This window comes from Candidatus Nitrosotalea bavarica (assembly GCF_900167955.1).
Lineage (GTDB): Archaea > Thermoproteota > Nitrososphaeria > Nitrososphaerales > Nitrosopumilaceae > Nitrosotalea > Nitrosotalea bavarica.
The window spans coordinates 1-11,873 of the sequence record NZ_FUYK01000004.1 but is presented as its reverse complement, the minus strand read 5'-3'; the positions used below and the strand labels follow the sequence as shown (position 1 = coordinate 11,873).

The window sequence follows — 11,873 nt, the reverse complement described above, 5'->3', positions numbered from 1 at the left end:
TCTAGCCGGATGTACAACCGCTGTATCCACATTCAATACATACACTACATCCTTCTGCAAATACCAAGTTGTTTTTACATGTAGGACAGAGTCTCTCTTCCATTTGTTCTGGTGTAAGTGCTGGTATTTGAGCAGACACTACATTATCTGGAATTTTTATCTGAAGTGCTCTTTCTATCTCAGCTTTTAGATATGCGTTTGTGACATTCTTTGAGATATAATCTGTAACAAATGGACTTGGAGTCACTTGGAAATTCTTTTGAACATCCTTTCCAGTCATGTGTAACACTTGTTCATGTCTTGAACCATCTCTAAATACAGTAATTCCTTTCAAACCAAGATCATGTGCTAATAGATATGCAGCTTTTACATCATCAGATGAGACATCACTTGGCATATTGATTGTCTTTGCAATTGCATTACCTATCCATTTTTGCCACACTCCCTGAGCCATTAGATGGTCTGCCCAGTGAATGTCCATTGCTGTGACAAATATCTTCTGGATCCATTCTGGAATCTCAGCAATTCCTTTGACAGAACCGTAGTTATTTGCAATCTTCTCTAGAATCTGATCGTTGTATAGTCCATGCTCTTTGAGTACTGCTTCAAATATTTTGTTTGTATAGAAGAATCTGCCTACTGTTACTCTCTTTTCAAAGACCAAGGCAAACATTGGTTCCATTCCATTTGAGCAATCAGCTATCATTGATAGCGTACCAGTAGGAGCAACTGTAGTTGTTAGAACATTTCTAATGCCATGTTTCTGAATCTTGGCAATCAAAGCATCCCAATCGTAAGTACGCGCACTCTTTGGTTTCTCATAATATCCGGCAATAGGAATCTTAGCTTCTGGATATTCTGTTTTTGAACACAGTGGGAATGGTCCTCGTGTCTTTGCAAGTGCGATACTTTCTTCCATTGAATAATATGTTAATGCTTCAGCAAGTTTCTCCTGGAATTCATATCCTTCTTGAGAATTGTATGGAATTCTTAATTTGAATAAGAGATCAGCAACTCCCATTACTCCGAGTCCGATTCTTCGTGAATCTTTAGATGCCTTATCAATTTCTGGAATTGGATATGTGTTAACATCAATTACATTATCAAGGAATCTTGTTGTTTTCCTTATTGTTTCTTCATATCTTTGCCAATCAAATTCGTATTGACCGTCTGCTTTTCTCTTGACATAGTTAGATAGATTGATTGAACCAAGATTACATGATTCATACGGATAGAGACTTTGTTCTCCACATGGGTTTGTAGCTCTGATTGGTCCACCTCTTGCTTTTGCAAATACATTGTATTTGTTTATAATATCAAAGAAGATCAGTCCCGGTTCACCACTTTTCCATGCAGAAAGTGCAATCAAGTCAATTAGATTATGTGCATTTATTTCTCTTACAGGAGTTCTTTCTTTTGGACTTCGAAGAACGAATTTTCCATCCTCTGAATTAACTAGTGCTTCCCAAAAGTCTTCCCAAATTCCTACACTTACATTAAAGTTTTCTAAAACTCCTGGTTTTGTTTTTGCGGTGATGAATTTCTCAACATCTGGGTGCCATGCTTCAATGATTCCCATGTTTGCACCTCTTCTTTTTCCGCCTTGTTTTACTACTTCAGTAACAGTATTGATTATACTCATAAAGGAGACAGGACCTGAGGCTACTCCAGATGTTGATGCCACCATATCTCCTTCTTGTCTTAAATCAGAATAATTGATACCAACTCCTCCACCTGACTTAAAAATCAATGCTGCATCAGAAGATGATTTCATTATCCTTTCCATGTCATCTTCCATTGCTAGGACAAAACATGCAGAAAGTTGTCCCAATCTTGCACCAGCATTCATCATAGTTGGTGAATTTGGTAGAAAGTCCTGAGCAATCATTAGATCAGTATATTCCTGGATTCTTTCGGCATATTGTTCAAACTTATTTGCAGCCAACATAGTCAATAGTTCACGGAAGCTTACTTTCATCTGGCCATGTTTTTCTAAATCAATATAGTGATTTATCAATGATCTAAAGTGATACTTGTTTAGATAGTATTTTCCTACTTTGAATTTATAGTCAAAGTCATCAAGTTTCTCTAGATACTTTGCTGCCTCTTCTACACTATGAGTATAACCACCTTCAATTTGAAATACAGATGAATCTCTTATGATATCAGCAATACCTACAAGAATTGCAACTCTTTCAAACATTTCACCTGGACTTTCAGTTATCTGACCTTTGTTATTTCTAAGTAAATATCTCGATGCTAAAACTCGTAAGCAATTAAGATCGAATTTTTTTGCTACATTATCAAGAGCCTTTGATTCTAGAACCTTCATTTTTTCTTCTCTAACTCTTCTTCGTTCGTGTCTATACAGGATGTACGCCTTTGCGATCTCTCCTAGTCCTTCTTCAATTAGAGTAGACTCTACCATATCCTGAACATCTTCTACGCTTGGTGCTTCTGAACCAGAAAATCCACGATTGACAAGTTTTGTGAGAACATGATTTGCAAGCTTGTCTGCCAATCCATGATCTGATCTTCCGCAAGCTACGAGTGCTTTGTATATCGCGCCTGAAATTTTATCTCTTTGGAAATTTGATACTCGACCGTCGCGCTTCTTTACTTGAAGGATCGTATTCTCTATTTGTGAAAAATCTGTCAACTTACTCCCCGTACCCCTATCAAATGGGAGTTAAATAAACACTGCGGCAAAAAATAATTTTCTAAAGCTAAACTTTGGATCAATTTTGTTGACACCATTACGATTTTCATAGTATGAGATCATTTGAAGAACTATACATAAAAATTTAATCCATGCCTAAGATCAAATTTCTAGTCTAGACCTTGGATCATAAATAATAGTTTAAAGAATTATGCATTAAAAATTCAAATAAAAGTTTAGTTTGATTAAAAAATTTTAATTGGATTATCAATCTTTCCTAAGGTGAGAGTTATGCAAGTATGTAAGGTGACTTGCATACTGAACATTTTTCTGCGATCTTTTCTTCTTTGAGACCGCAGTTACTACATATAGGTACTTTTCTTATTGGTCTGAAAGATCCTAACAGATCTCCTGCTTTTTCAATTGCCTTCTTAATTCCCGAAGAATCCATTGTATCTGGGATCTTTAATTGAACTAGTAATCCACCGTTGAGTATCTTTGAGAAATAGTTTGATTCTACAATCTTTTCATTCTTAGGGTTCATCTCTGCTATCTCAGAGGCATCAAGTACAATTCCTTCTGAATAGGACTCGCCCATTACATGTTGATTAATTGATGTCTTACCATATTTTTCACCATCAAGAGATGAGAAACGGCTTGCTGCATCACTTTCAGTCATAGTTACAATAACATTATCTCCCATTTCCTTTCCTTTCTTTGTGGCTACTTCCATAGCAGTGTTTATCACTTTAGCCAGGATTTCCTGTCCAGCCTTGTTGTTTTCGAATCCTAAAATACCATAAACTGCCTCTTTGAGTCCTATTAGATTAACAACTAGAGTTACTGATCCCTTTTGCATATACTGAGTATTGTTTGCAAGAATTGGATTAAGACCACGTCTTGTTAGATCAGATATTTCCTTCTTTCTTAAAGACATGGCTGCAAGTGCGGGTTTCATCAATAGTGCAAGTCTTGCTCTGAAATAGGTTTCATCTTTGTTAGATTCAAAGGCCAATCTTGGCATATTGATTGATAGAGATTCTAAATTGATAGAGGTTGTTCCGACGTTCTTTGCATCTATTCGTGCCAAGCCTTTGTTAGATACCAAGCCTTTAGCAAACATAATGTGTCCTCCTAATGCAATTATATCTGCCAGAATTTCTGAATAGTCACTTATCTTGGCTTTTTCATAATCAACTATCAATCCTATTGAAGGAATTGGTGTTGACTTTACATATTTCTTGTAGGCTTGAAGAATAGTATTAACTAATTTTGGTTCTGTTCCAATAGAAATTCTAAATGAAGTGAGTGTTCCGTTCTTTCCATATTTGGGTCCTGTAGATATTTTTGCAAAGCAGCTTGCAAGTTTTTCTTCAATTTCAGACAAATTCTTGGAATATTTTTGTAATACAGCAACTAATCCATCCATTACTACTTCTTGTGATGCTTCTTTTATGAGAAGACTTGTCAATAGAGACATAGATGTGAAAAGATCATCCAGTGAATTTGGTGGTGATGTTCTTGTAACACCCAAGAATTTTCCTCTCAGATCAACACCATCTTCTATAAGTTCCTTAATGTTTACAAATATGGTATCTGGAAGAAGCGACCATAATCCGGCATTTGTGATATGAAGATCTCCTGAGAGATGAGAGTCAGCAACGTCCTTTGGTAATGTGTTTAATACAAGATATTCGCCAAATACTGTTTGTCCCGTTTTAAACAATAGACCCTCTACTCCATTATGTATACCATCTACGTTGGTCAACAACTCATGAATATCATAGCCAGGTAATCCAAATCTTGCAAGTTTGTGCCTATAATCTTCGTGGCCTTGTTCCAAGAGTACAGAGTTGACCATCTCACGTATGAGTGAGGATGTAAGGTAAGATGTCTGGAATTTGTATATTCTATTTTCTACTTCCTCAGTTATCTTTTGGGCAAGCTCAAGTGGAAGGCTGCCTTCGCGAACGAGGGATTGGATAATCTTATGGGAGTTGAACTCTTCTATTGATTCATGTGAAGTTCGTACATACATTTTACCGCTCTCGATGATAGATCGCTCTTCGATCTGTCTTGCAAGACTTAGGACTAGTTTTCCTAAATTAGTAATTGTGTATCTTCTTTCAGACTTGTTTAGAGCTACAAGAGATTGTCTTAGTAATTTTCTTAAATGATATGCAAACTTGCCACTTTCCTTTTTTGATTTAAAGCCAGCTAGAGATTTTAGTTCAGAATAAGTAAGAGGTCCTTTTGAGTTTAAGATACGTAAAATATCAATTCTGTTTGGACTTGCCATAACAGAGAAGATCATTCTTACACGCTTTGATGCTGATTGTAATATTCCACCACGTTTTGGATCTCCAAAGTCTTCACTTAGCTCCATGGAATTACCTAATTGGCATCGGTAATTAAGATTTTTGACTGGTTTGATCTCTACGGAAGCTTTTTAGATCAGTTTTTCTGTACATCCACACTAAATTCAGATGGAGATAAACTCTGTCCACATGATGGACATTTACTGTTATACGGTCTCATTACATCTTTTATTGATTTTAGCATGCGCATGTTTGCAATTTTAGCTCCACATTTTCCACAAACAACATCTACTGACATTTCAAGTTATGTCAGATCAAATATTATAAAAGAGATTTTTTGAATTTTTTTAATCAGTTTAATAAATTTAGTTTATTGTTTCTCGATTATGATTCCACGTTGATCGTAACCGGTTATTCTTGTTCTTGTTCCAAGAGGAAGTTCTGCTGGTGACTTTATGTCTGCCATAAAACCTGAAATCCTCAATTCAGACTCGTCTAATTTCATAACTACCCATGCATATGGAACATATTCTTCGTATCCATCTGGCGGAACAGTGATTATTGTATAGGTAACAATGTAGCCTTTACCATCAATTATGGTATTCTCAAATCCTTTGTTTCCACAATTTTGACAATAATAAGTTGTAACTAGATGAAGATGACCACATTTAGTACATTTTCTAGTGAGAACTTTTCCCAGTTTAGCATTGTTGGCGAATTCTTCTTTTGTGAGCAATTTATACACTTTTGAATATATGTACGGCACAGCTGGCGCCTGTAGCACCAAAGTTATGGGTTAATCCGATTTTGGCGTCTTTGACTGTTCTTTCTCCTGCTTTTCCTGTTAATTGATCGAAAACTTCTACCACTTGACCTATTCCAGTTGCACCTATTGGATGACCTTTTGATTTTAGACCTCCAGATGGATTGATAGAAATATCGGCGTTAAGTTTGGTTCTTCCTTCCCTAACTGCTTGTGCAGCTTTTCCTTTTTCAAAGAATCCCAAGTCTTCAGTGTCAACTAGTTCAGCAATTGTAAAACAATCATGAACTTCTGCAAAATCTATATCTTTTGCTGTTATACCAGCCATTTTGTATGCAGCCTGTGCTGCAATTACGGTGCTTGGTATAGTAGTGATGTGATCTCTTCCTTGGAGTGCAGCAGGTGATCCACCCCTTCCTGATCCAATAACTTCAACATAATTTTTAGTATGAGCCTTTGCAAACTTTTCACTACATATGATAACAGCACTTGCACCATCTGAAAATGGGCAACAGTCATACAACTTTAACGGACTTGCAACTACAGCTGATTTCATTACATCATCTATTGTAATTTTTTTTCTTAGATGTGCTTTTGGATTAAGTAAACCATTATCATGATTTTTTACTGCGACCATTGCAAGATCTTCTTCTGTAGCTTTGAATTCAGCAAGATATGCTCTTGCCATAGATGCAAATAATCCAGGAAATGAAGCACCAGCTCCTCCCTCATAAAAGAAATCAGAGCAATATGAAAAGTAAGTTGTAGTCCATTCAGTACCAGTATGAGTTACTTTTTCCACACCTGTTGCTAATACTGCATCATAAAATCCCGCAGCAACATTTGCATATGCTTCTCTAAATGAAACAGAACCACTTCCACATGCAGATTCAATTGAAAGTGAAGGAACTTCTGGAATTCCAAGATTACTCATTATAACAGGACCCAAGTGAACTTGCTTGTCTGCAATACCAAATACATTAGAAATGTATCCAGCTTGAATCTCCTTTGGTTCTATCCCTGCACTTTCTATGGCATCAACTGATGCCTGAAGTGCAATATCTATAATGCTGTCTTCTAATTTACCATATTTTGTGCTGCCGGCACCAATAAGACAGACTTTTTCCACAAATCTCGCTGACTAGATTCCATATAAAAATTCTTCAGTAGTTTCTTTAATTCGATAAACAGTATGATATCATCATTGAAGGACCAAATTACTCAGATGACAGTAGTCAAAAAACGATCAGATTCAAGAAATTTAGTTAAAATTTCAAAGAAAAAGGTAGGCAAGATCCAGAGTGAGGTAAGACAATACTATGACAAGAATGGATATCTTTCATGGTCAGAGAAGAAGAGAAAATATGTCATTCTAGGTACAAATACACCTGTTAACGGTCTTGTGGAATGTCCTGATTGTCATATAGGAAAACTTCTCATCATCAGATCTCGCAAGACAAAGAAACGATTCATTGGATGTTCAAATTATTATAATGGTTGTAGAGCATCTGCTCCACTAGTACAAAGGGGAATGATTTGTGCAACAAAGATGCCTTGTAAAATTTGTTTTTGGCCAATTATTTTACTAAGATATTCTAGAAAACAAAAATGGGCAAGACAATGCTCTAACATGCGATGTGAAAGTAGAATTTCTAAATCTTGAGATCTTTGTAAATGTCAGTACGTCTATTTCGTAATAGTGGAAGTCTTTGTCTTACTTGCTTGACTTCATCTAATGAAATATCAACAATTCCAATTCCTTCTCTTTTTTTCATATCAAGTAGTATCTTCCCGTAAGGATCAACTACAATACTTCTTCCACAGTAAATGTTTCCCACCTGATCTGGAGAAATTACATAGCAACCATTCTCAATTGCTCTTGTCTTGTTTATAGCCAACCAATGTTCTTCTTTCATTTTTCCTTTAACCCATGCAGAAGGTACTACTAGAACTTCAGAACCTGATGAGGCCAAGATTCTAGACATTTCGGGAAATCTAAGATCATAGCAAATCATCATACCCATTTTACCTACACTAGTTTTTACTGGTTTTGTAATTGAGGAACCAGGATAAAGTTTTATGGATTCTTTAAAGCCAAGTGCATCATAGAGGTGAATTTTTCTATATGTTGAAATCACTTTGCCATTTTTATCTACAAGAAAAGATGTGTCATACACTCTATTTGGTTTTGGACTTTTTTCATATAGAGTACCAACAACTTGAATTGAGTTTTGTTTTGCCACTTTAGATATGGATAAGACAAATTCACCGTCAATCTTTTCAGCAATACTTGCAAGTTCTAAGGGAGATTGAGAAGATGGAGTATAACACATCATAAATTCAGGAAATGCGCATAGAACTGCACCTTTGCGTGCAGCTTGTGAAATGTATCTTAGAATTTTTTTTAAATTAGTTTTCTTGTCTGTTTCAGCTCGCATTTGAACTACAGCTATCTTTGCCATAAGCTTGTTTGATTAATATAAAATAAAAATGTGTTTAGAGGGGATTTCCTGCCATATACCAATTTTCTTTTGGATTATCTTCAAAAACCACAATAACGTGATTCTCTTTTGTTTTTAGAATTTTCACCGCTGATTTTGTTATGGCTTTTGCAAATTCCTCTTTTTGTTGAACAGTTCTGCCCGGATACATTGACACTGTTATGATAGGCATGTTTTTCAAAGAATTAGTATTGAATTTATTCTTTGATACTATACAGAATTATCAGATAAATAACAAATAGAAAAGTTTAGTGTCTTAGAATTCTAGTCTTTACAGTAAACACTACAACGCTCAATACAGCAATTGCAAGAACTATTGATGCTACTGGACCAAACTCTGGTACGGTTGCATTATTGCTTGATGTTACATTACTTGTTGTTGCATTAGCTGATGTTGATGTGGTTGTCATATTTGGTATTTGTTGCATTGATGCGGTTGTATTATTGGATAATGTTACATTAGTTGATTGGCTAGATTGCGTCAATGTATCCTGTTGTTCTGATACAGTAGAAGGTATCACTATGTTTCCTCTAGCCATACCTATTCTGGAATTATCTGGAAAACCATTGGTTGTAATTGATTTTACTTTAATAGTAATACTATAGATTCCGTTACCAGGCAAGCTTACAGTTTGAGTATCAGAACCTTGTGAAGCAATGGCATCAGTCTTTGACCATAGTACGCTTTGATCTTTGTCAAGTACCTGAATATCATAGTCCACATCTCCTGTAACCTGTTGTTCTGTAAATGAATCATAGAAACTGATATTCAAGTTATTTTGTGAATTTGCAGTCAGATCTGTAGGATTCCATCCAAGCTTTACGTGCCACCCTCCAAAGTCTGTCAACATTGAAGCAGATGTTTGTACATTGGGGTTTTCTGGAGCCACTTTGAATTCAATACTATTATCTCCAGACGGAATAGTCTTTGACATGTTTATCAAATCAAGCTTGTTTAAGAATAAATGAACTATCATGTAATCACCAATTGTATACGGATCCACTATGACTCTTCTGCCAGAAAGACCAAACCCTTCTGCACTTGCAGCATATGATGGTGTATCTGAGAAGGCAGAAAGTGACTTTGGAACTCTTAATTCTTCATGTATGAATATTGGTCTATCTTGGAATCTACTAACATCCCAATCAAATGGCATCTTCCAAGAAAATTGTTTTGTGGATTCATCAAAATTAAAATCAGATGTCTTGTCATAGTAAGAAATCAGTGTTGTGTTATACGGATTATTTTGATAAGTAACATCCTGGTTTGATACATCACCAACACTAAGATACGAATCAAATTTTGGTGGATTTGTTCCATTAACTAGAGTATTAGCATAATCAAGAGCTAAAATAGACAAATTAAGATGATAAAGGCCTCCCTCTGTTAGTATTGGTGCTATAATGTTTATGTCATCACTTTGTGATGTCCATCCGCCCAATACCGGATCTTGATCGCCTTGTACTGTCCATTTGCCCACTTCACCTCCGGGTAAGAAATGTATTGTAAGAAATCCTGTGTGGGTGTAAAAAAGATCATACATCAAATTTTGATTTCCCTTTGTTGCGTTGATGTAAAATGATACATTATTTATTGTCGTATTTGTATTTGCATCAAAAAATCTAAAAAATATAGACTTGTCAACTTGACTATTCGAAGTAATAATTGGAGGACTGAGTTTGATAAATGTCGTAATCACTCTGTTTCCAATGCTTGCCTGTACATTTTCCTGGGTAAAACCATCACCATATGCTTTTTGTGGAATAAATGGAACTGCTGATGAAAAAACTATCAAGCCAAAAATCAACGGTAATACAGTCTTGACATAAAGTTGCATTAATTGAAAAAGTACTCTACAACCTATTTAATTCTTGAGTAAGACCTGTATCTAACATAAAATTATTAACAAGATACAATAAAATTATGAAATGAAAAGGCTCTCGAAAATAACATATATTTTTGCGATATCATCTTTTGTATTGGTTTTGTATCTCGTATCAAACTCTGGAATTTACCACTCTACGAATTCTGTATTTGCACAAAATTCATCTCTTACAATAATCTCTCTTTCAAATGATAACAAGTTGATCGGAGCAAGTCAATTCGTAATATCACCTAATCCCTTTACAGGTACAGGAAATTATACAATTGTAGATAATGGTCCAGATGATACTGAAAAAGACAAGGATGGCGTAATCACTTTATCAGGAATAAAAAATGGAAATTACATCATAATTCAAACGGGTACAATGCAAGGATTTAGTGTAGACCAGATTCAAAAGACGGTGCAGGTAAACAATTCATCAGGTGTTGTAACATTTACGGATTTACCCATCAATAATGCTGTGCAGACAAGTTCTTCAAGAAGTGTTACATATACAACCAAGTTTGAATGCGGTTCCATATACGCTGGAGAGGGACCACTTAGACCTGGTCACTATGATACAGACATTAGTTTGTTTAACAAGCAAAAATTCCAGACTCAGGTTCTCTGGAATTCTGTACCTACCAATGGCTCAAGTTCAAATGCCCTGTTGATGAAAATGGATTCTGAAACAGCAAAGAGCATAACTTGCAAAGATATCAGAAATTCGCTTGGAGATTATAACGAAAACTTCATTGAGGGATTTACCATCATTGACGTTCCATTAGATTCAATGTTGAACAGCGGAATGGTAACAAGTTCTACCTCAAATGATATCAATATTTTAGATGTTCAAGCATTTTACACTGCAAATGCTTTGGATATGCTTCCTCATGAAGTAATTGTTGATAAAATTTCATTCTACATAATACAAGATCAGAGCGGAAAAATTCCGGCTAACATGATAAATAAGACTCTTGACATATCCATGCCATCAGGACTAAATCAAATATCAGATACTGAAAAGAAAGTAAAAAATGCTCTTGCAAGACAATATACTCTTTCTGATGATGACTTGACAAAAATTGTAATCAAGGTAAAGGATGTCGCAGTTGGAGTAGGAGTCTTGATAGATGATCATGCCATATCATTATCTACAGTAAAGCCTGAACTAGGCTCTTAGAAAAATAAAATAAGAAAAAGGAAGTTGATTTTAGAATCTAGGAATTACTCTAGTCTTTGCAGCAAACACTACAACGCTCAATACAGCAATTGCAAGAATTATTGATGCTACTGGACCAAATTCTGGTACGGTTGCATTACCTGCTGTATATGGAGGACCTAGTGGTATTCCAGTTTGATTTCCTGGGGCTGCTGCGCTAGCTGCTGCTCCACCTACTATTACTTGACCTGTCATCCATGGATGGACAGTGCAAAAGTAATTGAATGTGCCTGCATTTGCAAAAGTAAATTGGTATGTACTGCCTGGTTTGATTAAATTACCGCTATCAAACACAGTTCCGGTTGTATTGTCGGATGGTTTACCGCTTGTCACATAGTGACTTACAGTATCAGTATTTTTCCAAGTTACCGTTGTTCCTGGTGCAACATTCATTGGGTTTGGAGCAAAGCAATTATTTGCTGCAACACAAGCCGCAGTTGCGGCAGCGCCTGCTCCTGGCGTCATATCAATTTCATTTGCTGCTTGACCAAATGCTGGTACTACACCTAAGATAGCAACTAGAGCCAATAGACCAAATAGTGCGC

Annotated in this window: 11 protein-coding genes; 2 read left to right on the top strand and 9 right to left on the bottom strand. The window is 35.9% G+C overall.

The genetic code is table 11. The features are described 5' to 3' along the window. Position 1 precedes the first annotated feature (1 nt). From C0Q33_RS02265 to C0Q33_RS02250, 5 genes are all read right to left on the bottom strand, one after another. Positions 2-2,659: an adenosylcobalamin-dependent ribonucleoside-diphosphate reductase gene (locus C0Q33_RS02265; RefSeq protein WP_101476990.1), complete on the bottom strand. Its 2,658-nt coding sequence runs from the start codon at positions 2,657-2,659 to the stop codon at positions 2-4. Between the two features lie 289 nt (positions 2,660-2,948). After that, complete coding sequence (nrdD, locus tag C0Q33_RS02260; protein WP_101476989.1) at positions 2,949-5,045, bottom strand: anaerobic ribonucleoside-triphosphate reductase; 2,097 nt, start codon at positions 5,043-5,045, stop codon at positions 2,949-2,951. Between the two features lie 68 nt (positions 5,046-5,113). After that, on the bottom strand, positions 5,114-5,275 hold the full coding sequence (locus C0Q33_RS09185) for a hypothetical protein (RefSeq protein WP_165776413.1): 162 nt from the start codon (positions 5,273-5,275) through the stop codon (positions 5,114-5,116). A 72-nt stretch (positions 5,276-5,347) separates the two neighbouring features. Next, on the bottom strand, positions 5,348-5,713 hold the full coding sequence (locus tag C0Q33_RS02255) for a Zn-ribbon domain-containing OB-fold protein (RefSeq protein ID WP_245867291.1): 366 nt from the start codon (positions 5,711-5,713) through the stop codon (positions 5,348-5,350). Position 5,714: 1 nt separating this feature from the next. Continuing rightward, a complete protein-coding gene (locus tag C0Q33_RS02250) occupies positions 5,715-6,869 on the bottom strand; it encodes a thiolase domain-containing protein (RefSeq protein WP_101476988.1) in 1,155 nt (384 codons plus the stop codon). A gap of 75 nt (positions 6,870-6,944) precedes the next feature. On the opposite strand from C0Q33_RS02250, the gene C0Q33_RS02245 reads away from it, so the two are divergent. Further along, positions 6,945-7,403, top strand: a complete 459-nt coding sequence (locus tag C0Q33_RS02245; RefSeq protein ID WP_245867290.1) for a DNA topoisomerase — start codon at positions 6,945-6,947, stop codon at positions 7,401-7,403. Here C0Q33_RS02245 and C0Q33_RS02240 read toward each other — a convergent pair. The 3 genes from C0Q33_RS02240 to C0Q33_RS02230 all read right to left on the bottom strand — a co-directional run bounded on the left by C0Q33_RS02240 (position 7,393) and on the right by C0Q33_RS02230 (position 10,079). Further along, a complete protein-coding gene (locus tag C0Q33_RS02240) occupies positions 7,393-8,202 on the bottom strand; it encodes a carbon-nitrogen hydrolase family protein (protein WP_101476987.1) in 810 nt (269 codons plus the stop codon). The two genes, C0Q33_RS02245 and C0Q33_RS02240, sit on opposite strands and share 11 nt — an antisense overlap. A 34-nt stretch (positions 8,203-8,236) precedes the next feature. Further along, positions 8,237-8,413 carry a tautomerase family protein gene (locus C0Q33_RS02235; protein ID WP_101476986.1) on the bottom strand — a complete coding sequence of 59 codons (177 nt, stop codon included), beginning with the start codon at positions 8,411-8,413 and terminating at the stop codon, positions 8,237-8,239. A 76-nt stretch (positions 8,414-8,489) separates the two neighbouring features. After that, complete coding sequence (locus C0Q33_RS02230) at positions 8,490-10,079, bottom strand: hypothetical protein (RefSeq protein WP_101476985.1); 1,590 nt, start codon at positions 10,077-10,079, stop codon at positions 8,490-8,492. Positions 10,080-10,170: 91 nt separating this feature from the next. On the opposite strand from C0Q33_RS02230, the gene C0Q33_RS02225 reads away from it, so the two are divergent. Further along, complete coding sequence (locus tag C0Q33_RS02225) at positions 10,171-11,289, top strand: SpaA isopeptide-forming pilin-related protein (RefSeq protein WP_101476984.1); 1,119 nt, start codon at positions 10,171-10,173, stop codon at positions 11,287-11,289. A 30-nt stretch (positions 11,290-11,319) separates the two neighbouring features. Here the strand turns inward: C0Q33_RS02225 and C0Q33_RS02220 are convergent. Continuing rightward, positions 11,320-11,873: plastocyanin/azurin family copper-binding protein (locus C0Q33_RS02220; protein ID WP_133120983.1), on the bottom strand; the 554-nt coding region annotated here is incomplete at its 5' end.

Coding starts and splice junctions, on each gene's coding strand:
- nrdD (WP_101476989.1), bottom strand. CDS start 5,045: ATGGAGCTAAGTGAAGACTTTGGAGATCCAAAACGTGGTGGAATATTA.
- C0Q33_RS09185 (WP_165776413.1), bottom strand. CDS start 5,275: ATGTCAGTAGATGTTGTTTGTGGAAAATGTGGAGCTAAAATTGCAAAC.
- C0Q33_RS02240 (WP_101476987.1), bottom strand. CDS start 8,202: ATGGCAAAGATAGCTGTAGTTCAAATGCGAGCTGAAACAGACAAGAAA.
- C0Q33_RS02235 (WP_101476986.1), bottom strand. CDS start 8,413: ATGCCTATCATAACAGTGTCAATGTATCCGGGCAGAACTGTTCAACAA.
- C0Q33_RS02230 (WP_101476985.1), bottom strand. CDS start 10,079: ATGCAACTTTATGTCAAGACTGTATTACCGTTGATTTTTGGCTTGATA.
- C0Q33_RS02225 (WP_101476984.1), top strand. CDS start 10,171: ATGAAAAGGCTCTCGAAAATAACATATATTTTTGCGATATCATCTTTT.